The organism is Bradyrhizobium sp. Arg237L (genome assembly GCF_029990105.1).
Lineage (GTDB): Bacteria > Pseudomonadota > Alphaproteobacteria > Rhizobiales > Xanthobacteraceae > Bradyrhizobium.
Window position 1 is genome coordinate 43,166 of record NZ_JAQMIL010000030.1, and the last position, 23,779, is coordinate 66,944.

The window sequence follows — 23,779 nt, forward strand, 5'->3', positions numbered from 1 at the left end:
CTGTTGATCCAATGAAGCGCGGCCAGCGCGCGGGAACTCGTCATGGTCTATCGCCACGTCATCGGTGCCACTTCTTACGTATTCGGCGATCTGCGCGACCTGCTCGCCAAGGCCACGCCGCCGCGCTCCGGCGACCGCCTTGCCGGGATCGCGGCTGGCAGTGCGGAGGAGACGATCGCGGCGCGGATCGCACTCGCCGATGTGCCGCTGAAGCGGTTCCTGAACGAGGCGGTCATTCCTTACGAGGGCGACGAGGTCACCCGCCTGATCCTCGATACCCATGATGCCGCAGCTTTTGCGGCCATCTCGTCGCTGACCGTCGGCGGCTTTCGTGACTGGCTGCTGTCGGATGCCGCGAGCACCGACACGCTGCAGAAGTTGTCCCGCGGCATCACGCCCGAAATGGCGGCCGCGGTGTCGAAACTGATGCGCAACCAGGACCTGATCCTGATTGCGAAGAAATGCGAGGTGACGACCCGCTTCCGCAACACCATCGGGCTGCGCGGCCGGATGAGCACGCGACTGCAGCCCAACCATCCCTTCGATGACGTCAAGGGCATCACCGCCTCGATCCTCGATGGGCTCCTGCTCGGATCGGGCGACGCCTGCATCGGCATCAATCCAGCAAGCGATGACCCCAACGTCATCGGCGGCCTGCTCAGGCTGCTTGACGACATCATCACGCGCCTTTCGGTCCCAACCCAGGGCTGCGTGCTGACCCATGTGACGACGACGCTGGGGCTGATCGGGCAGGGCCTGCCGGTCGACCTGGTATTCCAGTCGATCGCCGGGACGGAAGCCGCCAACCGCAGCTTCGGCGTCGATCTCGTGCTGCTCGGCGAAGCGCGCGAGGCGGGGCTGTCGCTCCGCCGCGGCACGGTCGGCGACAACGTCATGTATTTCGAGACCGGGCAGGGCTCGGTGCTGTCGGCCAACGCCCATCATGGCGTCGACCAGCAGACTTGCGAGGCCCGCGCCTATGCGGTCGCCCGCGCCTTCGATCCTTTGCTCGTCAACAGCGTGGTCGGCTTCATCGGCCCGGAATATCTCTACGACGGCAAGGAAATCATTCGCGCCGGCCTTGAGGATCACTTCTGCGGCAAGCTGCTCGGCCTACCGCTCGGCGTCGACGTCTGCTACACCAACCACGCCGAGGCCGACCAGGACGACATGGACAATCTCCTGACGCTGCTGGCCGCGGCCGGTGTCACCTTCATCATGGGGGTGCCCGGCGCCGATGATGTCATGCTGAATTACCAGTCGACGTCGTTCCACGACGCGCTCTATGTCCGGGACGTCTTCGGCCTCAAGCGGGCGCCCGAATTCGACGACTGGCTGTTGCGCGCCGGGCTCGCGGGGAACGACTTCCGGCTCACCGATCGCGCAGGGCTGCTGCCCGAATTTGCCTCGCGCCTGATCGCCTGAAACTCGGCGTTCCCTCTCGCAGTGCTCTTTGGCAACGACCCGTTCCCTGCGCGTGTGCGCCGCCACAATCTTGAAGAATTTCTGGCCCAGCGTCCGATGCCGTGCTTACATTTGGTTTAGGCTCGTCTTAAGGAAGTTTGGATGAGAGCTGAGGGCATCGAGGCGGCACGACGCATCCTCTGCGTCTTCCCGCGCTACACATCGGCGTTCGGTACGTTCGAATACGCCTATCCATTGACCGACGGCGTCAAGGCTTTCATGCCGCCGCAGGGGCTCTTGCTGATCGCGGCCTATCTGCCGGAAAACTGGCAGGTCCGCTTCATCGACGAGAACATCCGTCCCGCCGCCAAGGCAGATTTCGAGTGGGCGGAGGCGGTGTTCGTCAGCGGCATGCACATCCAGCGCCACCACATGAACGACATCTGCCGCCGCGCGCATGCCTTCGATCTGGCCGTCGCCCTTGGCGGTCCCTCGGTCAGCGCCTGCCCGGACTACTATCCGTCCTTCGATTATCTCCATGTCGGCGAACTCGGCGACGCCACCCATGAGCTGATCGCACGGCTCGCGCGCGATACGTCGCGTCCCGCTGAGCAGGTGGTCCTGAAGACCGTGGACCGTGTGCCGATGACGGAGTTCCCGATTCCGGCCTACGAGCTTGCCGAGACCAAACGCTATTTCCTCGGCAGCATCCAGTTCTCCAGCGGCTGCCCCTATCAGTGCGAGTTCTGCGATATCCCCGGCCTCTACGGCCGCAACCCGCGCCTGAAGACGCCGCAGCAGATCATCGCCGAGCTCGACCGGCTGCGCGAATGCGGCATGACCGACACGGTCTATTTCGTCGACGACAATTTCATCGGCAACCGCAAGGCGGCGCTGGACCTGTTGCCGCATCTGATCGAGTGGCAGAAGAAGACTGGTTACGTCGTGCGGCTCGCCTGCGAGGCGACGCTGAACATCGCCAAGCGGCCCGAGATCCTCGAGAAGATGCGTGAAGCCTACTTCGTCACGATCTTCTGCGGCATCGAGACGCCCGATCCCGACGCGCTGAAGGCCATGCACAAGGACCACAACATGATGGTCCCGATCCTGGAAGGCGTTCAGACCATCAATTCCTACGGCATGGAGGTCGTCTCCGGCATCATCATGGGCCTGGACACCGACAAGCCCGAGACCGCGGACGCGCTGCTTGCTTTCGTCGATGAATCCCGGATTCCGCTATTGACGATCAACCTGCTGCAGGCGCTGCCGAAGACGCCGCTCTGGGATCGGCTCGAACGCGAGGGACGCCTGGTCGAGGACGACAGCCGCGACTCCAACGTCGAGTTCCTTCTGCCCTACGATCAGGTCATCAGCTCCTGGAAGCGGTGCATGGAGGTGGCCTACGAGCCCGAAAAGCTGTTTGCGCGCTACGAGCACCAATGCGACTACACCTACGCCAACCGCGTGAAGGTCCCGGTCAACCCGGAAATGAAGAGCTGGGCCAATATCAGGCGCGGGCTGATCATGCTGCGCAACATCTTCTGGCAGGTCGGCGTGCTCGGTGACTATAAGCGGACATTCTGGAAGTTCGCGCTCGGGCGGCTTCGCCGCGGCGACATCGAGGGATTGATCGCATCGTCGATGATCGCGCATCACCTGATCACGTTCGCGCGTGCGGCCTCGAGCGGCCAGCAGAACGCGTCGAACTATTCGATCCGGTTGCGCGAAGCTTCCGTGCCTGCCGAGTAGCCGGAAATGAAACCACCGGCGCCGCCCCTTTCGCTGACGCGCCTGCGCGAATTGACGCCTGCGCGCGTCGGGCTCGGCCGCTCCGGCGTCAGCCTGCCGACCGAGGCGCTGCTGGGCTTCACGCTCGACCATGCCCGTGCGCGCGATGCCGTTCATGCCGCTTTCGATCTCGATGGCCTCATTGCAGGATTGAACGAACTCGGCCTGCAGCCGCTCCAGGTGTTGAGCCAGGCGCGCGATCGCCGCGACTATCTCAGGCGTCCCGATCTTGGACGCATGCTCGATCCCGAATCGCGGCGCGCCTTGGAGAGCCTCGGCAGCACGTCCAGCCAACTGGACCTTGTGATCGGCGATGGCCTGTCGCCGACCGCGGTCAATGTCCATGCGGTCGAACTGGTTCGCCATCTGCTGCCGCAGCTTGCGGCCGGCCGGATCGATATCGGTAGGACCGTGATCGCCTCGGGCGCCCGCGTTGCGCTCGGCGACGAGATCGGCGCGCTTCTCAACGCGCGCATGATCCTGGTCCTGATTGGCGAGCGGCCCGGCCTGTCCGCGCCCGACAGCCTCGGCGCTTACCTGACCTTCGCGCCGCGGATCGGCCGCACCGATGCGGAACGAAACTGCATCTCCAACATTCACCGCGCGGGCCTCACCTACGCGGAAGCCGCATACCGAATCGCGTGGCTGGTCCGCGAGGGACTGAGCCGCGAAGTCACTGGCGTTGCGTTGAAGGACGAGAGCGGAGGCATTCCGCCGCAGTTGGCCGCGCCCTGAGCTCATGATCCGGGGAGGCGGGACCGGCCCTCCGAAAAGATCACGTTCGAACAAAGAGATGAGAGCAGGACGGCTTCAGCCCGATCCGCTCCTGCGCTGTGACAAATCAGATACTTAATGGCGATTTTTGTACCGCACACGCCGATTTGACCTATCCCTCGTGCTTGCGAGGCGGGGGAGGGGCCTGTAAAACCGGCGGCGGTCAATACTTCCGTGTTTTCAAAGGCTAGCGCCGATTGGAAGTGGCCGTAGAGCGTTGTTCACGCCCGTAAAACCCAAGCTAGACAATTCGCGCCGATTTCAGAACTGGACAGGGCATGCTCGAAAAGAATTCCGAAAGTCGGGTCCACGTCGGAAAGGTCGAGGAGCCGCCGCAGGGGGCCAGCATCGCTTTCGGGCTGGAGCGCATCGGGCTGATCGCGGTCAAGGCGCCGGTGGTCTCGCTGATCGTGCTGGTCGCGCTGATGATCGCGGCCGTGTTCGGCGTCCAGCGAATCAAGATCGACGATTCGCTGTCGCAACTGTTCCGGTCCAACACCAAGGACTACAAGCAGTACGAGGAGGTGACGAAGCGCTTCCCCGCGACCGAGTTCGACGTGCTGGTCGTGGTCGAGGGCAAGACGCTGCTGGCGCGCGACAACCTCGAGAAGTTGCGCGACATGGTCACCGACCTGCAACTGGTCGAGGGTGTGCGCGGCCTGATCTCGCTGTTCTCGGCGCGGCAGGCGCCGGAGCCCGGTAAGTTGCCGGCGGCGCTATTCCCGAACGAACTGCCGGAAGGCGCGGCCTACGACAAGTTCGTCGAGACGGTGAAGTCCAACGAGATCATTCGCGGCAAGCTGTTGTCGGAGGACGGCACGCTGGCGCTGGTCGTGCTGTCGCTCGATCCTGAAGCGGTCTCGAGCAATAAGCTGAGCACCGCAGTCGGCGAGATCCGCAAGGTGATGGCCGACGACCTCTCCGGCAGCGGCCTCAATGCCCAGCTCTCCGGCGTGCCGGTGATGCAGCTCGAGATCCGCAACGCGGTCGAACGCGACGGGCTGACCTACAACGTCCTCGGCATCCTAGCCGGCTGCATCATCGCGATCATCTTCTTCCGCAAGATCTCCTTCATGGTGGTGGCGGCATTCCCGCCCATGATCGCGATCCTGCTCGCGCTCGGCGCCCTCGGCTGGGCCAATTTCAATCTCAACATGTTCCTGAACGTGATGACGCCGCTCATCATGGTGATCAGCTTCTCCGACTCGATGCAGCTCACCTTTGCGGCGCGCGACCGGCTGATCGCGGGGCAGGACAAATTGAGCGCGTTCACCAATGCCGTCCGCGTGGTGGGGCCGGCCTGCGTGCTGACGCACGCGACCGCCGGCATTTCCTTTATCGCGCTGCAGTTCTCCGATTCCGACCTGATACGCAAATTCGGCGAGGCGGGGCTTGCCGCCACCATCATCGCGCTGCTCGCGGTGCTGTCTTTGGTGCCGGTATTCGGCGTATTGTTCGTGCGCAACGAGCGCATCTTCGCGGTCAAATTCCAGAGCGCGGATGCCGGCGTGCAGGCGCTGCGCAATTTCTGCTACTGGATCGCGGTGCGCATGGTCAGCCGGCCCGGGCTGTTCAGCCTGGTCGCGTTGATCTTCGTCGGCGGGCTCGGCATCATCTATGCCAATCTCGAGCCGCGCTATCGGCTGGCCGACCAGGTGCCGAACAAGCAGCAGGCGGTTGAGGCCAGCAATCGGCTTGACGCGAAGCTGACCGGCGCCAATCCGATCGATGTCCTGGTCGAATTCCCGAAGGGCGCTTCGCTCTACTCCGCCGAGACCTTGAAGGTGATCGCGGAGGTTCACTCAACGGTCGAAGGCGCAGCCGGCGTCGGCAATGTCTGGTCGCTGGAAACGCTGCGCCGCTGGCTTGCCGAGAAGGCGGGCGCGACCGACGTGGCGACGCTGAAGGAATATGTCAGCGTCATCCCGGAGCATCTGGTGCGGCGCTTCATCTCCGCGAATCAGGATGCCGTGGTGGTGTCCGGCCGCGTGCCCGATCTCGATTCAAGCGAGATCCTGCCGGTGGTCGACAAGCTCGATCACGCGCTCGACAAGGTGCGCGCCGAGCATCCCGGCTACGAGATCGCCGTCACCGGGCTGTCCGCGATCGCCGCGCGCAACAGCGCCAGCATGATCGAGAAGCTCAACCACGGACTGACGATCGAATTCGCCCTGGTCGCGATCTTCATCGGGCTCGCCTTCCGCTCCGTCGTCGTGATGTTCTCCTGCATCCTGCCGGGCATCTTCCCGGTGGTGCTGTCGGGCACGGTGTTGTGGCTGCTCGGCGAAGGCCTGCAGTTTGCGAGCGTCGTGGCGCTGACGGTATCGTTCGGCCTCGGCCTCTCCGCGACCATCCACTTCCTCAACCGCTTGAGGCTCGAGCGCAAGCCCGGCATCAGTGCCGCGCTCGCGGTGGAGCGCGCGACCGTCCTGGTCGGACCCGCGCTGATCCTGACCACTGTGGTGTTGGCCTGCGGCCTGGTGGTGACCGTGTTCTCCGACCTGCCGTCGCTGCGCCTGTTCGGCTGGCTCTCCGCCTTCTCGATGATCGCAGCCCTCGTCGCCGACCTCTTCATCCTCCGGCCGACCGCGATGTTCCTGATCAACCTGTCGGAAAAATTGCGCGGCACGGCCACGCCACCGCCTCAAGCCAAGGCCGCGGAGTAGGCGCGCGAAGCCACCCTCGACTTTCGTATTGCAAAACGCGCTACAGAGTTCTATATTGCTGCTTGGGAGAGCAATCATGTCCCGAGCCATTAAGCGCAAGGAGCACCCGCTTTCGATGCGGCTGCCCGAAGCCGACATTGCCATCATCGACCGGGCTGCAGCGCTGCGCGGCCGTTCACGCACCGATTTCGTACGTGACGCGGCCGTAAGAGCGGCCGAGGATGTGCTGATGGAGACGGCCCCCATTCGGATGAGTGCCGCAGGCTTCAAGGCCTTCACGGCGGCATTATCCAAGCCCGCCGCCGCGGTCCCCGAAATGGTTGAGCTCTTCCGGCGTGCGGCCCCGTGGGAGACCAGCGGTTCAAAGACCGGGAAGTAAGGCTTGGCGGTCTCCGATCCTGAGTTACTGACGGCAGCCCACGATCTTGCCGAGTTCTCCTGTGGCAAGCCGTCGCTCGACCGCTGGCTCAAAACCCGAGCGCTATCCAACCAGGAGAAAGGCTTTACGGCTGTTCTTGTCGTCCATGAAGCCAATCGTGTGATCGGTTATTATGGTCTCGCGCCAACGGCAATCGTGCCTTCAGTACTGCCGCGATCTATCCGAACGGGTCAACCGCCCGACCCGGTCCCCTGCCTGCTGCTGGGACAGCTTGCAACTGATCAGAACTGGATTGGCAAGGGAATTGGCACTGGCCTGCTCAAGCATGCGCTGCAGCGCTGCGTCACGGCCGCCGGCCTGATCGGAGGCCGCGCACTGATCGTCAACGCCGTGGACGTCGAGGCTGCTTCGTTCTGGCAGCGACGCGGCTTCATTCCCCCAAAAGATAATCCACTTATCCTCTTCAGATCGATCGCCGATATTGCGGCATCGCGTCGCTGAGTTATCCGCTTCGGAGCGGCCCGGCATTCGCGAAGAAGAAGAGCTTCCGTTCTGATTCAGTCAGAATCGAAGCGCTACCCCAGCGCACCGTTCAGCGCCGCCTGGTCGTGCAGCGAGAAGCGCGGTCCGGCATACTTGAACGAGCACTGGTGGATCACGATCTGTCCGCCGCTCACCGTGACATGCGAATAGTCCGGCACCTCATGCGAGCCGGGGATGTGGCCCTCGGTCTCAAGGTCGAACGCGACCTGGTGCGCGAGCGCGCGCTGATGTGGAAGGGGATGCCGTTCCAGAGTCCTGCGATCGGCCGGTGCAGATGGCCCATGAACAGGTAATCCGGCCGGCGCGTGCGCGCGATCACCGCCCACTCGGCGTCCGGATTGGCGAGTCGAATGGTGTCCATGTAGCGCAGGCCGGTGTCGAACGGCGGGTGGTGCTGGAACAAGAGCAGCGGGCGGTTCGTCGGCGCCGACATCAGCGCATGCTCGAGGAAGGCGAGCCGGCGCTCGCAGAGCAGGCCTTCGTGGTTCGGAGCCGCCTCGTTCAGCGTGTCGAGGGTGACGATGGTCGCGGCGTCGAACACCTGCACGGATTGCACAAAACCATCTGCATCGCGGGCGGCGCCCGGAAAATAGCGAGCAAACGTATCGCGGCGGTCGTGGTTGCCCATCATCAGGATGGTCGGCGCGTTCAGGCGCGCCAGCGCATCGGCAAGATGTTCGTAAGCCGCGTCCTCGCCCCAATGGGCGAGATCGCCGGTGACGATGACAAAGGCGAGGTCGGGATGGTCGCGGTTGATGCGGGCGATCGCGGCAGCGAGCCGATCCGCCGGATCGAGGCCGAAGATCCTGCGGCCGCGGGCGACGAAGTGGGTATCAGTCAGGACGACAAATTTCATCGGACCATGGTCTCCCGGTTCCAGGTCTGATAGTCGGGCGAACCCTCGATGCGGATCGGACCGTCGTAGCCGAATTCCACCATGTGTACGGTGACGTAGTCCTCGCCCAAGAACACAACGCCGTAGGCTTCAGGCAGATCCGACGCGCAAAGGACCTCTGTTTCGGCGAACAGCGGATAGCTCGCATGGTTGGTGCCGCGCAGCGAGGAGACGGGAACGCCGGCGACCGATCCCGCGAGCGGCAGGTGGCAATGACCGAAGAAGATGTGCCGGATCCGCTCGCGATGCCGCGCCACCAATCGCCGGAAGGCGGCGTCGTCGAGCAAGCGGATCTGGTCGAGCGGCGCAATATGTGTCGGCATCGGGTTGTGATGCATGAACAGCAGGAATGGCCCGTCATGCTCGGCGAGCCGCGCCGCAAGCCAGCCGAGCCGTTCGTCGCAATAGCGGCCGCCGTGTGTCCCGGGATGCGCGGTGTCGAGAAACAGGCAGCGTGCGGCGAGCAGGTCATGGACGCCCTGTACGAAGCCGCCTTCTCCGGCGAGGTCGGGAAACACGCTGAGGAAGTTGGCACGGTTGTCGTGGTTGCCGATGCACAGCCGCACCGGGATCGGGAACTGCTCAAGGCGTTGCTTCAGCCACTGATAGTCGTCGCGGTCGCCCCAGTCCGAAAGGTCGCCTGTGATCACCATCAGTTCGGCGTCATGGTGATCCCTGAGGATGTGGGTCAGCGCGCGTTCAAAGTTCTTCCGCGGATCGCGGCCGCCGATGGTCGAGCCCGGCGCAGTCAGGTGGATGTCGCTCATATGGATGAGTTTCATGGGGGCGCTGCGCAAATGAGCTGCGGGGCGCATGATACGCCCCGCAGCGGGTTTCGAAAGGCTTTAGCGCGTCGCGCCTGATGTCTTCGGCAGCAGCTTCTGCACGTCGGCGGTCATCTCGGAGAGCACGGCATCGGGCTCCTTGGAGCGCGCGCCGCTGATGATCGAGTTCATGTGGTCCTTGATCACGTCGGTGATCTTCAACCCGTTGTCGCCGGGGAACGCGTACCACTTGGTGAGCAGCGCCATCTGGCTCACCGCGGTGTAGTTGTTCGGGCTCTTGCTGTAGAAGTCCTTCAGGTAGACTTCGTTGGCGACCTTGTTGGCCGGCATGTAGCCGGTGGTCTCGGCCATGATCGCCGCGCCCTTCGGTCCGGCCCAGAACTTCACCACTTCCCAGGCGGCGTCGCGCTTCGCTTTGTCTTTGGACAGGATCATCACGACATTGCCGCCAGCCGGCAGGCGGCCGTTCGGCGACACGACGTCGGGGAAGGTATGGGTCTTGAGCTCGAACTTGCCGCCGATCATCTGCGTGACCTTGTTCAGATCGGAGGTCGAGGTGATGTGGAAGCCGGTCTTGCCGGCGGCAAAGGCCGCGCGCATCGCAGGCTGGTCGAGGTTCGGCATGCCGCCTTCGTTGACGAGGCGGGCGAGCATCCGGATCGCGAACTGCCCTTCCGGACCGTTGAAGGCGACTTTGGTCTCGTCGGCATTCAGCATGGTGCCGCCGCGCGCGAACACCGGCGCCTGCCACAGCCAGTTTCCGGTGATGTCCCAGACATAGGTCACGCCGTTGATATCAGGGCCGAGCGCTTTGATCTTCTTTGCCTGCGCGATCAGTTCGTCCCAGGTCTTCGGCAGGTTGTTCGGATCGCCGTCGGCCTGCTTCAACAACTCGAGATTGACATAGACGATCGGCAGCGAGATCGCGAAGGGCAGGGCATAGATCTTGCCGCTGGCGGTGCCGATGTCGAACATCGCCTGGTGGAAGCCCTGGCGGTCAAAGTCCTTCTCGGCGGCGATGTAATCGTCGAGCTGGGCCGGAATGTTCTTGTCCACGAGCACGCGGATGCGGTTCAGGCCCTGGAAGGTGACATCGGGCATCTGGTTCGTGACCGCTTCGCGCAGCACCTTCTGGGTGCCGTCCTCATAGGACTCGTAAGGCGCGCGCAGCGTGATCTTGATGTCCGGCCGCTCCTTGGCGAACTCTTCGGAGATGCGCTTGTGAGTCTCGGCGAACAGTTCCGGATACGGGTATTGCAGCACGATCTCGGTCTGCGTCTGTGCCAGCGACGCGCTGGCGGCGAGCGACAGCACGGCTCCGGCGATCCACGATTTCAGCATAGGACAGGCTCCTGTTGAGGTGACGCGTTACTTGATTCCGGTCAGCGTGATGCCTTCGATGAAGCGGCGTTGCGCGAGCAGGAAGGCAATCAGGAGCGGCGCGATGATCACCATCGCCGCCGCCATCAGCGGGCCGTAATTGGTGCCGGCCTCGTTGTTGCGGAAATGCGCCACCGCCAGCGGCGGCGTGCGCAACTGCTCGCTGTTGAGCACGATCAGCGGCCAGAAATAGTCGTTCCAATGCGCGACCACGGAGAAGATGCCGAAGGCGGTGACCGCGGGGATGGCGGCGGGCAGCATCACCCGCCAGACGATGCCGAACTCGGAGATGCCGTCCATGCGCGCCGCATCCACGAGATCATCGGGGACCGACTTGAAGAACTGGCGCATCAGGAAAATGCCGAACACGGAAATCGTAAACGGCAGCACGAGCGCGGCGTAGCTGTCGAGCAGGCCGAGCTTGTGCAGCAGCAGGAACACCGGGATCGCGGTGGCCTGCGGCGGAATCAGGATTCCGAACAGCACCAGCGCGAACAGCGTGTCGCGGCCGAGGAAGCGCAGCTTCGCCAGCGTATAGGCGGCGGGCAGCGCGATCAGCACCTGCAGCACGAAGATCGAGACGGTGACGATCACGCCGTTGAGCAGGAAGCGCCAGAGATTGGCCTTGGCGAAGGCGACCTTCAAATTGTCCCACAGCGCGAAATGATGCGGGATCAGGTGCAGCTCGCTGGAGAACACTTCCTCCGGCGGCTTCGACGCCGTCGAGATCATCCAGATGAACGGGGCCAGCAGAACCGTGGCGCCCGCGATCAGGAGCAGATGGCGGACGGCGGGCCAGAGCGGAATCGCGCGGAGATTCTTCATGCGGTTTGCACGCCGCGGTCGGCGAGCCTCGCTTTGATCAAAGTGAGCAGGAGGACGAACACCAGGAACACGACCGTCAGCGCGGCGCCGTAGCCTGAGCGGAAGAACTCGAATCCCTCGGTGTACATGGTGTGGATCAGCACTTCGGAGGATTTCGACGGCCCGCCCTTGGTGAGGATGTGCACGGTGTCGAACACCTGGAACGAGCGGATGCCGCTGATCACGATGACGAAAGTCGTCACCGGGCCAAGCATCGGCCAGGTCACCAGGCGAAACCGCGCCCAGGCGCTCGAGGCGCCGTCGATCTCGGCGGCCTCATAGAGCTGCTTCGGGATCGAGACCAGGCCGGCGAGGAACAGCACCATGTTGAAGCCGACCGCCTGCCAGATGCCGATGGCGCAGAGCGCATAGAGCGCGGTGTTGCGGTCCTGCAGCCAGCTAAAAGCCGGCAGCCCGGCGCCGCGCAACAGCCCGTTCACCAGGCCGAACTGCGGATGCAGCATGAACTCCCAGACCACAGCCATCGCGATCAGCGTTGCCATGACAGGCAGGAAGTAGATGGTGCGGTAGAGGCCGCGCAGGCTGGTGCCGCTTTCGATCAGCAGCGCGATGGCTAGCCCAAGCGTCACCGCGCCGGGCACAACGATCACCACATAAGTCAGCGTGTTGCGCAGCGAGATCCAGAACACCCTGTCGGCGAACATCTCCTGGTAGTTGGCAAGGCCGATCCAGGACAAGGCGGGGGCGCCGAGCTGATAGTCGGTGAAGGAGAGCGCGATCACACTCGCGAGCGGGCCGAGCAGCATGAGCAGCATCAGCGTGAATGCCGGCGCGACCAGCCCATAGGCGGTCGTCGCCCGCTGATCGCGTTTTCGCAGGGGCGTGCGTGCGGCCGGCGTGGCGACCGCGGCAGCATCGATGGTTGCGGCGTCAGACAATGGCCCGCTCCCGCACACGCTCGGCATGCTCGATCTCGACCTCGATCCGCTTGCCCTCGGCGTTGAAGGCGCGCACCGCGTCCGTCGCGAAGCCGAATGAGACCTGCGTTGCGATCGGCGGCAGCCGCCTCGGGTCGTCGATGCGCGCCACGAGACGCGCGTCACTGCCGTTGACGCCGAGATGCACGAACGCTTCCGAGCCCATGTTCTCGGCGTGTACGACGTGGCCCGAGAACGGTCCGCTGCCGAGCTCGATCCGCTCCGGACGCACGCCGATCCGGCAGGCGCCAGGCGCAGTAGCGCTCGTCAAGCGCAGTGCAACGCCGAGTGCCTCGATGTGGCCGTCGTCGCGGATCCGTCCGGGCAGGATGTTGATCTTCGGGCTGCCGACGAATTCGGCGACGCGGATGTCGCGCGGGTTGTCGTAGATGTCGGCGGGCGTGCCGACCTGCACCAGCTCGCCGCCGATCATCACGGCGATCCGGCTCGACATCGTCATCGCCTCGGCCTGGTCGTGGGTGACGTAGACGAAGGTGGTGTTCAGTCGCCGGTGCAGTTGCGCGAGCTCGGCGCGCATATGGACGCGCAGCTTGGCGTCGAGATTGGACAGCGGCTCGTCGAACAGGAAGGCCACCGGCTGGCGCACGATGGCGCGTCCGACTGCGATGCGCTGCCGCTGCCCGCCCGACAATTGCGCCGGCTTGCGGCCAAGCAAATGCGCGATTTCGAGCTGCTCGGCGACCCCTGCCACATCCTCGCGGATGCCGCGTTCCTTGCGGCGCCGGCTCGGCAGCAGTGCCCCGACGAGCGGCAGGCGCTCGATCGCCGAGAGGCGCCGCATGCGCAAGGGCACCGCGATATTGTCGAACGCGCTCAGGTGCGGATACAGCGCATAGGACTGAAACACCATCGCAAGGTTGCGCGCGCTCGGCCTGATCCCGTCGGCGGCGACCCCGTCGATCCTGACTTCGCCGGCGGTCTGCGGCTCGAGACCCGCGATCACGCGCAGCAACGTTGATTTGCCACAGCCGGAGGGACCGACCAGCGAGATGAACTCGCCATCCTCGATCCTGAGGTCGACGCCCTTCAGGATCTCCGTGCCATCAAAGGATTTGCGGACAGCGGAAAGCTCAATTTTCGCCATTCAATCTATTCCTCAGGCTTTGGTCGGCTGCGCTAGCGTTAAGGAGCGCATCTGACGCTCGCGTGACGGATTGAAATACTTCTCGAGCCGAGTACCGGCTTCCCGTGCGGTAAATCGCCGCCCGCATCGATCGTCGGCGACGCGATGCGAGATCGATCGCGTTCGTCAGTTCTTCCAAAGTCGCCGTGACGCGATCTCGGCGCCTTGCACCAGCGCTTCCAGCTTGCGCCAGGCGATCTCAGGATCGACCGTATGCAGCGTCGCGAAGCTTGCGAAGCCGCAATCGGTGCCCGCGATCACGCGTTCGCGCCCGACTATGCCGGCATAGCGTTCGATATGCTGCGCCACCACTTCGGGGTGCTCGATATAGTTGGTGCAGGTGTCGATTACGCCCGGCACCAGAATCTTGTCCTCGGGCAGCGGGGTCTCGGCGAACACGGACCATTCATGCGCATGCCGCGGATTGGCAGCCTCGATCAGCAGCGCAGCCGGTCGAACCTTCAGGATCAGGTCCAGGATCTCGGACAGTTCGATGTCGTGATGATGAGGAGATTCGTAGTTGCCCCAGCACAGATGCAGGCGCATGCGTTCGGGCGGAATGTCCCGTAGCGCGTGATTGAGAATTTCGATCAGCATGGCGATCTCGTTGCGGAAATCGGCAATCGTCGCCGGCGTGGCGCGGAAGTGCCGGCCAAGGGCGAGGTCCGGGCAATCGATCTGCAGCAACAGGCCGGCGGCCACGATGGCGTCGTACTCGCGCTTCATCGCCTCTGCGAGAGCTTCCAGATACGCGTCCTGCGAGGCGTAGTACCGATTGGGCATGTAGTGCCCCATGATTCCTGGCGACGACGCACTCATGAACGCGCTCTCGACATTCGCCGCATCGAGCGCGGCCTTCAGGTTGCTGATGTCGGTCGCCAGGGCGTCTCCGCCGACATAGCTCACCGGTCCGACGCAGGCCGGCGTCTTGATGTCGAGCTTGATGCGCTGCGCGAAGTTCGGAAATTCCGACAGTTCGGAAAGCGCCAGCGGCTGATCTTCGCCCTCGAGGCCGGTCATCCGCTCGCGTGCATATGTCGCGTAAGCATATTTGCTCATCTCGCCATCGCAAACGATGTCGATGCCAAGCTCGGCCTGGCGACGTACGACCGACGTCACGGCGTCTTCGATCGCACCCGGTAATTGTCGCAAACCGCTCGGGTCGAGTTCGTGCTTCTCCCGGCGCAGCAGCATCGCCTCGAGTTCGGGCGGACGCGGCAGGCTGCCGACATGGGTGGTCAGTATCCTGGAAGCGCCTGAGTGCATGTCGTTCCTCCTGGCCTTGGTCACGAAAGATCGGGCGTCGGTCGTTGAGCGCACCATCGCGGTGCGGTCCCCGTTCGATTTCGGATCGGCGCTGCAGTAACCAGCCAGATTAACGTCACCGTGACGTCATATTAGCCATGCTAATGGCGAGAGCAGCGCAGGTTGTTCGACTGTGGTGGCGAGTTCGGCCCTATGCGGGCAAATCCTTATCAGATCAGCGCCTTCACCCAGTCCGCACGGGAAGGCAGTTTCACCCGTGCGGCGGAAAAGCTTGGCGTCACCCAATCGTCGGTGACCCAGCACGTCGCAAATCTTGAACGCACGATGGGAACCAAGCTCTTCGTACGTCGCCGCGACGGACTGGAGCTGACGCGCGCCGGTCGCGAGCTGTTTGCCGTCTCGGACAGGCTGCGCAACCTGGAGCAATTGATCGAGGAGAAAGTCGCCAACTACAGCGAGATCGCCGCGGGCCATTTGAGCGTGGTTGCCAACGCGCCGCGGCCGGCGATGCCAGTGATCGCCCGCTATGCGACCCTATTCCCGCGCGTTCAGATCGAGTTCACGCTCGTGAGCTGGACACTGGCAATGCAACGTTTGCATGAACGCGCCGTCGATGTCGCCATCGTCACCGAGCCGGTGATCGATGAGCAGCTCTATAGCCTGCCGTTGGCGAGCACGCGCTACCACGCCTATGTGCGCCGGGACCATCGATTTGCACGCCGCAAGAAGCTCTCGCTGCGCGACCTCGCGGAGGAGGCGGTGATCGTGCCCGAGGACGGGTCTCTGACGCAGCGCCTGCTGCATCAGAAATGCGGTGAACTCGGCATCACCCTGACACGCCTTGTGAAGACCACCACGTTTCCTGTCGTGAAGGAGGCGGTGCTGCATGGGATCGGCGTCGGCCTGCTGCTTGATGACAGCATGTCGGCATCGAGTGAGCTGATCGGCATTGAGATCACCGACATGAACGAGACTTACGCGAATTATCTGCTTGCTCCGGTCGATAAGCGCGAGCTGCGCTTCGTGCGAAGTTTCATTGACGTCGCCCGGGAGGTGCTGGATATCGGAAATGAAGTTGAGGGGCGGGACCAGGTGCCGCTCTCACGAAACAGGAAAACAGCAAAATGAATGAAGCGCCGCGTCCGCGCCCGAAGATCGCCGAGACCGTCATCGAGCCGACGGTCAAGCTGCGCGAGAGCACGATCGGCAAGTGCTGCGAGATACTCGGCGATACCTCCGTCGAGTATTCGGAGCTCGGCGATTTCTCCTATCTCGGCCCTGGCTGCATGGTCGGGGATGCCGAGATCGGCCGGTTCTGTGCGATCGCCGCGCAGGTCCGGATCGGCGCACCGAACCATCCGATCGACCGTCCGTCGCTGCACCGTTTCACCTATTGCCCCGAATATTACTCCGAGACGGCCGAGCGTGATCGCGCCTTCTTCGCCGAGCGGCGGGGCGATCGGGTGGTGATCGGCAATGATGTGTGGATCGGCCACGCCGCTATCGTCCTGCCCGGTGTTACGGTAGGGGACGGCGCGGTGCTGGCGGCGGGCGCCGTGGTGACGCGCGATGTGGCGCCTTATACCGTCGTCGGCGGCGTGCCGGCCCGCCAGATCCGCGAGCGGTTCAATCGCAAGATCGCGGCGCAGCTTGCACGGATCGCCTGGTGGGATTGGCCGTTCGAGACGATCATGGCGCGCCTCGGCGAATTCCAGTCGACCGACATCGAGGCCTTCTGCGCGCGCTGGGACGGTGCTGCGACAGTGTCGTAGCCCGGGTTACGCTGTCGCTTCACCCGGGCCACAGAATTCGCGGCTGTATCAGCCCTTCGTCAGGGTGATGTTGACGCCGCGGATCTCGCCCTTGGAATCGATCTGCACGACCTGCCTGTTGCCGTGGGCGCGCAGGTTCAGCGTGGCGGCGAATCCGGACGCCTCGACGAACACCTCGATCTGGCCACCGCCCGCGGTGCCCTGCAGGTTGCCGAAGATGTTGCGGCTCCTCTCGCTCCAGTTGCCGGAGATGCGCTCACCCTGGCTCGTCACGTCGCTGGAGAGGTCGAACTTGTAGCTGTCGCTGGCGCAATTCAGGCTCTGCTTCAGGCCAAGCCCGGTGGCGTTGACCTTGTAGCTGGCCTTGCACCGGATCCGTTCGGTGGTGCCGTTGGAGAGCGCAACGGTGCCCGAACCGCTCCATGATCCGTCAAAGCCGGCGAATGGTCCCGACGATTGGGCGTTGCCCGTGCCGGCCGACAACATGACCACCGCGCCAATGCCGGCCGCTGTGATCGCGCGACCGAACAAGCCCAAACCAAACCGCTTCATTGTGAGTTTTCCCATCAAAAATCGACGATCTTCTTCAAGATACGCCTCGCCGCATCGAACACTTAGTGTTGATCGCGATCCCACAGGTTCAAACGACCCACCCTGCCTGTCATAGCCGGTGGAATCGAGTGAAACACGCCATTTTTGTTCGACAGAATCAAGAAGCATCTCACTTCATGTCTGTCCATCCGATATCGGCATCTGCGCTGCAACAGTCTGTAGCGAACCGTGATTGGAAAAAACTTCTTGGTTTTTCAACCGATTAGATGGCCCTTTACAGCACCGCAAATTTGGCCGCATTTAGCGGCGCTTGTCCTTTCTTCGTCGCTTTGCTACGCGGCGGCGCAAATCCCAACAAATCCATGCCGGGTTCTGCCGAAACGCAACTTCCGGAACAGGGTTTTTTGCTGTCGGAAATGAAGGAATATGATGCGTAAAGTTCTATTGGCCCTCACGCTGTTGTCGATCCCGCTTTCATCTGACGCCTTCGCCCAGCAGCAATCGCGCAGCGGCACGCCGGAGGAACAGAAGGCCTGCACCCGCGACGTTCAGAAGCACTGCCGCGCGGTGATCGATCAGGGCGATTTCACCATCCTCGCCTGCCTGAAGGAGAACCGCACCAAGATCAGCGCGGCCTGCGACCAGGTATTGAAGAGCCACGGGCAGTAACACCGTATTTTGCACGCAAAAAATTGCCGCAAGAGAGCCTGTGCCCAGTGTGTGATATTGGGCACAGGCGCCGCGCACGTTGCCCATACAGCATTGGTTTTGGTCGCGTATTCCCCTATATGGGGCACGCAATCCACCGCATGCGCGCAACTTCTGGCGCATGCGCCTTAGCCAGGGCGAATGTGGCCGGTTCCTGATGACAAGCGCGAGCGAACTGCGATCCGGGAAGACCCACCGCGACGAGAATTTTCCGGTCGCGTCGTGGATCATTCATCCGCGTCACCGCGCCCTGATCCTTTCCTTCTATAATTTCGTCCGCACCGCCGACGATATCGCCGACCATGCAACGTTGCCGGCGGATGAAAAGCTCCATTATCTCGACCTGCTCGAGAAGGAGCTCTTGGGCGAGGGCGACACCCAAAAGGAAGCCGTCAACCTGCGCCGGGCACTCGCCGAGCGCGCGATGCCGCCACGCCACGCGCTCGACGTGCTGGTCGCGTTCCGCATGGATGTGACAAAGCTGCGGTACGAGAACTGGGACGAGGTGATTCATTACTGCCGGTACTCGGCGATGCCGGTCGGCCGCTTCATGCTCGATGTCCACGGCGAGAGTACGTCCACCTGGACTGCGTCGGATGCGCTGTGCGCGGGCTTGCAGATCAACAATCACCTGCAGGATTGCGGCAAGGACTACAAGAATCTCAACCGTATCTACCTCCCGCGCGATGCGCTGGCCGCATCCGGCGCCACCGTCGAGATGCTCGGGGAGCCGAAGTCTCCACCGCCGCTGCTGCAATGCCTGCAGGCGCTGGCGGTGCGCACCGAGACGCTGCTTGCCGAAAGCAAATCGCTCGCCGCCGAGGTGAAGGATTTGCGGTTGGGTCTGGAGATATCGGTGATCCAGGCATTCGCCGACAGGATCGTGAACATGCTGAAGGTGCGCGATCCCCTCAGCGAGCGCGTGCATCTCAGTCCGCTCGCAATGCTCGGCTCCAGCCTCGGCGGCGTCGCCGGCGAGTTGGCTCGCCGCGCCGTTGGGCGCCGGCCGGTGTCAAAAACGGCGGCCGGCGCATGAGCGTTGAGACGGCGGCGGCCAACGCAGACTATGGCACCACCGCGTCCGGCAGTTCGTTCTACGCCGCGATGCGGATCCTGCCACGCGCGCAGCGCGATGCGATGTTCCAGATTTACAGCTTTTGCCGCCAGGTCGACGACATCGCCGATTCCGACGGCCCGCGCGCCGAGCGGCTGGCCGCGTTGCAGCAATGGCGCGACGATATCGGTGCGCTGTATCAGGGCAATCCGCCGCCGCGGCTCAAGGACTATGTCGGCTCGGTCAGGTCCTTCGGCCTGAAGCGCGAGGACTTTCTTGCCATCGTCGACGGCATGGAGATGGATGTGCCGCAGGACATCCGCGCGCCCGACATGGCGACGCTCGATCTCTATTGCGACCGCGTGGCGAGCGCCGTCGGCCGGCTCTCGGTGCGGGTGTTCGGCCTGCCCGAGGACGACGGCATCCAGCTCGCGCATCATCTTGGCCGCGCGCTGCAGCTCACGAACATCCTGCGCGACGTCGATGAGGATGCCGGCCTCGGCCGGCTCTATCTGCCGCGCGAGATGCTGTTGCATGCCGGCATTACATCTGACGACCCCCAGCGGGTGATCGCCGAGCGCAACTTGCCGAGAGTGTGCCTGCCGCTGGCTGAGCGCGCGAAAAAACATTTCGAGAAGGCGGATGACATCATGACGCGTAATTCGCGGCGCGCGGTGCGCGCGCCACGGATCATGTCGAAATATTATCGCGCGATCCTCGATCTCCTGATCGCCCGGGGTTTTGCAACGCCACGCGAGCCCGTTCGCGTCGGCAAGATGCAAAAGATCGGCATTCTTCTTCGTTACGCGTTCATCTGACATCTGATGCAAAAGACCGTTCATATCATCGGCGCCGGTATTTCCGGCCTCTCGGCGGCCGTTCGGCTCGCCAAAGCGAACTACACGGTGCACGTCCACGAGGCGACGCAGCAGGCCGGCGGCCGCTGCCGCTCTTATTTCGACGCCGCCACCAATCTCACCATCGACAACGGCAATCACCTGATGCTGTCCGGCAACCGCCATGCGCTGGCCTATGCAAAGTCGATCGGCACCGAGGCCGGGCTGGTCGGGCCGGAACGCGCGAAATTTCCCTTTGTCGATCTTGCAACCGGCAAGCGCTGGGAACTCGATCTTGGCTCTTCCCGCTTGCCGCTCTGGGTGTTCGACGAAGCGCGCCGCGTCCCCGATACGGGCTTACGCGACTACCTCGCGCTGGCGCCACTCGCCTGGGCCGGCACCGACAAGCGGGTCGGCGATACCATCGCATGCAACGGCACGCTGTACGATCGTCTGGTGCAGCCGCTGTTGCTCGCCGCGCTCAATGTCGACCCGCCCGAGGGCTCGGCGGGATTGGCCGGTGCGATCGTACGCGAGACGCTGCTTGCCGGCGGCGAGTCCTGCCGGCCGCTGATTGCGCGCGACGGATTGAGCTCGGTCTTGATCGAACCCGCGGTGAAGCTGCTGCAGGAGAGGGGTTCGAGCGTGCGGTTCAGCCATGAGCTGCGGCAGTTCGGCACGGTGTCCGATCATGTCAGCGAGCTGAAATTCGGCGACGACATGATCGATCTTGCGCCTACTGACGCGGTGGTGCTCGCAGTGCCGCCGCGCGCTGCGGCATCGCTGGTGCCGGGTCTGAAGACGCCGACCAAATTCCGCGCCATCGTGAACGCGCATTTCCGCTTCGATCCGCCGCCCAATGCCGCGCCGATCCTGGGCGTGATCGGTGGCCTCGTCGAATGGTTGTTCGCGTTCCCGCAGCGGCTCTCGGTCACGATCAGCAATGGTGATCGTCTCGTCGACATGCCGCGCGAGGAACTGGCACAGGCGATCTGGCGCGATGTCTGCAAGGCCGCCGGCATTTCCGGCGAATTGCCGCCTTTGCCCGCTTGGCAGATCGTGCGCGAGCGCCGTGCCACATTCGAAGCTACGCCGGAGCAGCACGCTCTGCGGCCCGGCGCGGTCACGGCCTACAAAAACCTGTTTCTCGCTGGCGATTGGACTGATACGGGATTGCCGGCAACGATCGAGGGATCGGTGCGGTCCGGTGACCGTGCCGCCGATTTGGTTCTGGCCCGGCACTGATTTGGCCAAGCACTGATCATGCTACGCGAGCCGTAGAAGCGAGCTCAATCGAAGGAGAAATCGAACAAGATGGATGCCGTCAACGATACCGCCACCGTCGATCCGGCCGCACTGGAGAAGAGCATCTCTGTAGCGACCGAGGCGCTGCTCGGCCATCGGCAATCCGACGGACATTGGGTGTTCGAACTCGAGGCCGACAGCACGATCCCGGCGGAGTATGTGCTGCTGTGCCACTATCTCGGCGAGCCCGTCGACAGCGTGCTGGAGGCGAAGATCGCCAACTACCTCCGCCGCGTGCAGGGCGCCCATGGCGGCTGGCCATTGGTGCATGACGGTCCGTTCGACATGAGCGCAAGCGTGAAGGCCTATTTCGCGCTGAAGGTGATCGGCGATTCCATCGACGCGCCGCATATGGTGAAAGCGCGCGAAGCGATCCGTTCGCGCGGCGGAGCGGCGGCGAGCAACGTCTTCACCCGCTTCCTGCTGGCGCTGTTTGGCGTCGTGACCTGGCGCGCGACGCCGGTGCTGCCGGTCGAGATCATGCTGCTGCCGATGTGGTCACCGTTCCACATCGCCAAGATCTCTTACTGGGCGCGCACCACGATGGTGCCGCTGATGGTGTTGGCCGCGCTGAAGCCGCGGGCCAAGAACCCGAAGGGCATCGGCCTCGACGAACTGTTCCTGGAGGATCCCAAGTCGGTCGGCATGCCTCCGAAGGCGCCGCATCAGAGCTGGGGCTGGTTCCTGCTCTTCCGCGGGCTCGACAGCGTGCTGCGCGTGGTCGAACCGCTATTCACGAAGAGGCTGCGCCAGCGCGCGATCGATGCCGCGCTCGCCTTCATCGAAGAGCGGTTGAACGGCGAAGACGGCATGGGCGCGATCTATCCGCCGATGGCCAACATCGTGATGATGTATGACGCGCTCGGCAAGGACGAGAACTATCCGCCGCGTGCCGCCACGCGGCGCGGCCTCGAGAAGCTGTTGGTGATCCGCGAGAACGAGGCCTATTGCCAGCCCTGCGTATCGCCGGTGTGGGACACTGCGCTGACGTGCCACGCGCTGCAGGAGGCCGGCGGCGAGGACACCATTACCAAGGCCAAGCAGGGGCTCGACTGGTTGAAGCCGCGGCAGGTGCTCGATTTCAAGGGCGACTGGGCGGTGAAGGCGCCCAACGTCCGGCCGGGCGGCTGGGCGTTCCAGTACAACAACGACCATTATCCCGACCTCGACGATACCGCCGTGGTGGTCATGGCGATGGACCGGGCGCGCCGCTACAACGGCACCAAGGAGTACGACGCGGCGATTGACCGCGCCCGCGAATGGATCGAGGGCTTGCAGAGCCGCGACGGCGGCTGGGCCGCCTTCGACGTCAACAACCTCGAATATTACCTCAACAACATCCCGTTCTCCGACCACGGCGCGCTGCTCGATCCGCCGACCGAGGACGTCACCGCGCGCTGCGTCTCGATGCTGGCGCAGCTCGGCGAGACCGAAAAGACCAGCAAGGCGGTTGCCGACGGCGTCGCCTATCTGCGCCGCACCCAGCTTGCCGAAGGTTCCTGGTTTGGCCGCTGGGGGCTGAACTACATCTACGGCACCTGGTCGGTGCTCTGCGCGCTCAACGCCGCCGGCGTCGACCATCAGGACCCGATGATTCGGAAGGCGGTCGACTGGCTGGTGTCGGTCCAGAATCAGGACGGCGGCTGGGGCGAGGACGCCGTCAGCTATCGGCTCGACTATCGGGGCTATGAGGTCGCGCCTTCGACCTCCTCGCAGACGGCATGGGCCTTGCTTGCGCTGATGGCAGCGGGAGAGGTCGAAAACCCCGCAGTTCGAGGGGGGGTCGAGTACCTAAAAAGCACACAGAGCGAAAAAGGACTCTGGGAGGAGCAGCGTTACACGGCTACAGGCTTTCCGCGTGTGTTTTACTTGCGTTATCATGGCTACTCCAAGTTCTTCCCGCTCTGGGCGCTAGCGCGGTATCGGAATTTGCGAAACACGAACAGCAGGGTGGTAGGGGTCGGAATGTGAATCTGGGGGCGGGGGCCGCCGCGACTGTGGGGAAAATGCTGGATCCGCGGCCGGTCTTGATCGTGACGGGATTAGTGCAGGAGGCTCGCATCGCAGCCGGGCCGGGCATGATCGTCATTTGTAGTTCCAGCGATCCTCAGCAGCTTCGCGAGCTATTGGCGACACTCGATTCGTCATCGTTCCGCGGCGTGATCTCGTTCGGCGTGGCCGGCGGGCTCGATCCGGCGTTGCGATCGGGCGACGTCGTGGTGGCGACGGAGGTGCTTTCCGGCGACAGTCGATTCCTGGCCGATATGGCCTTGAACGAGGAGATGGTTGCCAGCGCCACTTTGAAGCGCCGCAAGATCGTCAGGGGTGGGCTCGCCGGGGTCGAACAGGTGATTGCGGCCAGGGCCTGCAAGGCAGCGCTGCGCTCGGAAACCGGTGCTGCCGCCGTCGACATGGAGAGCCACATTGCTGCGGCCTACGCGGCCAAGGCGGGCATTCCGTTCGCGGCGCTCCGGGTGATCAGCGATCCCGCCCACCGCGCGCTGCCGGAATTGGCGAAGACCGCGGTCAAGCCGAACGGCGACATCGACCTGCGCAAGGTCCTGCGCGGGGTGGCACGCAACCCGCTGACGCTGCGCTCGCTGGTCTCGACCGGAATCGACTTCAACCGCGCGCTGCGCTCCTTGCGCGGCTGCCGTGGCTTCCTGCTGGGCGGCGAGACCCTCGTCCCCGTGGAGCCGATGATTCGCTCGGCGGCATAATCACTG

23 protein-coding genes are annotated in these 23,779 nt (G+C 63.7%); 15 read left to right on the forward strand and 8 right to left on the reverse strand.

What is annotated here, in order from left to right; genetic code table 11:
• Window positions 1–42 precede the first annotated feature (42 nt).
• From OZ411_RS19685 to OZ411_RS19710, 6 genes are all read left to right on the forward strand, one after another.
• A complete protein-coding gene (locus OZ411_RS19685) occupies window positions 43–1,425 on the forward strand; it encodes an ethanolamine ammonia-lyase subunit EutB (RefSeq protein ID WP_282529284.1) in 1,383 nt (460 codons plus the stop codon).
• A 141-nt stretch (window positions 1,426–1,566) separates the two neighbouring features.
• Complete coding sequence (locus tag OZ411_RS19690; protein WP_282529285.1) at window positions 1,567–3,153, forward strand: B12-binding domain-containing radical SAM protein; 1,587 nt, start codon at window positions 1,567–1,569, stop codon at window positions 3,151–3,153.
• A gap of 6 nt (window positions 3,154–3,159) precedes the next feature.
• A complete protein-coding gene (eutC, locus tag OZ411_RS19695) occupies window positions 3,160–3,927 on the forward strand; it encodes an ethanolamine ammonia-lyase subunit EutC (RefSeq protein WP_282529286.1) in 768 nt (255 codons plus the stop codon).
• A gap of 317 nt (window positions 3,928–4,244) precedes the next feature.
• Window positions 4,245–6,632: an MMPL family transporter gene (locus OZ411_RS19700; protein ID WP_282529287.1), complete on the forward strand. Its 2,388-nt coding sequence runs from the start codon at window positions 4,245–4,247 to the stop codon at window positions 6,630–6,632.
• Between the two features lie 76 nt (window positions 6,633–6,708).
• On the forward strand, window positions 6,709–7,011 hold the full coding sequence (locus tag OZ411_RS19705; protein ID WP_282529288.1) for a DUF1778 domain-containing protein: 303 nt from the start codon (window positions 6,709–6,711) through the stop codon (window positions 7,009–7,011).
• Between the two features lie 3 nt (window positions 7,012–7,014).
• Window positions 7,015–7,512 carry a GNAT family N-acetyltransferase gene (locus OZ411_RS19710; RefSeq protein WP_282529289.1) on the forward strand — a complete coding sequence of 166 codons (498 nt, stop codon included), beginning with the start codon at window positions 7,015–7,017 and terminating at the stop codon, window positions 7,510–7,512.
• Window positions 7,513–7,684: 172 nt separating this feature from the next.
• Here OZ411_RS19710 and OZ411_RS19715 read toward each other — a convergent pair whose 3' ends face one another.
• The 7 genes from OZ411_RS19715 to OZ411_RS19745 all read right to left on the reverse strand — a co-directional run bounded on the left by OZ411_RS19715 (window position 7,685) and on the right by OZ411_RS19745 (window position 14,826).
• Window positions 7,685–8,410, reverse strand: coding sequence for a phosphodiesterase (locus OZ411_RS19715; protein ID WP_282529290.1), 726 nt, complete (start codon window positions 8,408–8,410; stop codon window positions 7,685–7,687).
• Window positions 8,407–9,231, reverse strand: coding sequence for a phosphodiesterase (locus OZ411_RS19720; protein WP_282529291.1), 825 nt, complete (start codon window positions 9,229–9,231; stop codon window positions 8,407–8,409). The genes OZ411_RS19715 and OZ411_RS19720 overlap by 4 nt, the downstream gene beginning before the upstream one ends.
• A 63-nt stretch (window positions 9,232–9,294) precedes the next feature.
• A complete protein-coding gene (locus tag OZ411_RS19725) occupies window positions 9,295–10,575 on the reverse strand; it encodes an ABC transporter substrate-binding protein (RefSeq protein ID WP_282529292.1) in 1,281 nt (426 codons plus the stop codon).
• A 27-nt stretch (window positions 10,576–10,602) separates the two neighbouring features.
• On the reverse strand, window positions 10,603–11,439 hold the full coding sequence (locus OZ411_RS19730) for a carbohydrate ABC transporter permease (RefSeq protein ID WP_282529293.1): 837 nt from the start codon (window positions 11,437–11,439) through the stop codon (window positions 10,603–10,605).
• Entirely contained in the window at window positions 11,436–12,377 is a 942-nt protein-coding gene (locus OZ411_RS19735; protein ID WP_282529294.1) for a sugar ABC transporter permease, read from the reverse strand. The genes OZ411_RS19730 and OZ411_RS19735 overlap by 4 nt, the downstream gene beginning before the upstream one ends.
• Window positions 12,370–13,521, reverse strand: coding sequence for an ABC transporter ATP-binding protein (locus tag OZ411_RS19740; RefSeq protein ID WP_282529295.1), 1,152 nt, complete (start codon window positions 13,519–13,521; stop codon window positions 12,370–12,372). Before OZ411_RS19740 ends, OZ411_RS19735 begins: the two co-directional genes overlap by 8 nt.
• A 165-nt stretch (window positions 13,522–13,686) precedes the next feature.
• Window positions 13,687–14,826 (reverse strand): cobalamin-independent methionine synthase II family protein, encoded by a 1,140-nt coding sequence (locus OZ411_RS19745; protein ID WP_282529296.1) that lies wholly within the window; start codon window positions 14,824–14,826, stop codon window positions 13,687–13,689.
• 192 nt (window positions 14,827–15,018) lie between these two features.
• On the opposite strand from OZ411_RS19745, the gene OZ411_RS19750 reads away from it, so the two are divergent.
• The gene (locus OZ411_RS19750; protein ID WP_282529297.1) at window positions 15,019–15,954 is read left to right on the forward strand and encodes a LysR family transcriptional regulator; all 936 of its coding nucleotides are present in this window, start codon (window positions 15,019–15,021) and stop codon (window positions 15,952–15,954) included.
• Window positions 15,951–16,598 (forward strand): DapH/DapD/GlmU-related protein, encoded by a 648-nt coding sequence (locus OZ411_RS19755; protein ID WP_282529298.1) that lies wholly within the window; start codon window positions 15,951–15,953, stop codon window positions 16,596–16,598. Before OZ411_RS19750 ends, OZ411_RS19755 begins: the two co-directional genes overlap by 4 nt.
• Before the next feature lie 48 nt (window positions 16,599–16,646).
• Here the strand turns inward: OZ411_RS19755 and OZ411_RS19760 are convergent, their stop codons facing one another.
• A complete protein-coding gene (locus tag OZ411_RS19760) occupies window positions 16,647–17,150 on the reverse strand; it encodes a hypothetical protein (protein WP_130577114.1) in 504 nt (167 codons plus the stop codon).
• 266 nt (window positions 17,151–17,416) lie between these two features.
• On the opposite strand from OZ411_RS19760, the gene OZ411_RS19765 reads away from it, so the two are divergent.
• The 7 genes from OZ411_RS19765 to OZ411_RS19795 all read left to right on the forward strand — a co-directional run bounded on the left by OZ411_RS19765 (window position 17,417) and on the right by OZ411_RS19795 (window position 23,773).
• Entirely contained in the window at window positions 17,417–17,587 is a 171-nt protein-coding gene (locus tag OZ411_RS19765) for a hypothetical protein (RefSeq protein WP_165420963.1), read from the forward strand.
• Window positions 17,580–17,819, forward strand: coding sequence for a cysteine rich repeat-containing protein (locus OZ411_RS19770; protein WP_130577159.1), 240 nt, complete (start codon window positions 17,580–17,582; stop codon window positions 17,817–17,819). The genes OZ411_RS19765 and OZ411_RS19770 overlap by 8 nt, the downstream gene beginning before the upstream one ends.
• Before the next feature lie 196 nt (window positions 17,820–18,015).
• Complete coding sequence (gene hpnC, locus OZ411_RS19775) at window positions 18,016–18,894, forward strand: squalene synthase HpnC (protein WP_282529299.1); 879 nt, start codon at window positions 18,016–18,018, stop codon at window positions 18,892–18,894.
• Window positions 18,891–19,730 (forward strand): presqualene diphosphate synthase HpnD, encoded by an 840-nt coding sequence (hpnD, locus tag OZ411_RS19780; RefSeq protein WP_282529300.1) that lies wholly within the window; start codon window positions 18,891–18,893, stop codon window positions 19,728–19,730. The genes hpnC and hpnD overlap by 4 nt, the downstream gene beginning before the upstream one ends.
• Before the next feature lie 6 nt (window positions 19,731–19,736).
• On the forward strand, window positions 19,737–20,993 hold the full coding sequence (gene hpnE, locus OZ411_RS19785) for a hydroxysqualene dehydroxylase HpnE (RefSeq protein WP_282529301.1): 1,257 nt from the start codon (window positions 19,737–19,739) through the stop codon (window positions 20,991–20,993).
• A gap of 69 nt (window positions 20,994–21,062) precedes the next feature.
• Complete coding sequence (gene shc, locus OZ411_RS19790) at window positions 21,063–23,024, forward strand: squalene--hopene cyclase (RefSeq protein ID WP_282529302.1); 1,962 nt, start codon at window positions 21,063–21,065, stop codon at window positions 23,022–23,024.
• On the forward strand, window positions 23,021–23,773 hold the full coding sequence (locus OZ411_RS19795; protein ID WP_282529303.1) for a phosphorylase: 753 nt from the start codon (window positions 23,021–23,023) through the stop codon (window positions 23,771–23,773). The genes shc and OZ411_RS19795 overlap by 4 nt, the downstream gene beginning before the upstream one ends.
• The last annotated feature ends 6 nt before the right edge of the window (window positions 23,774–23,779 follow it).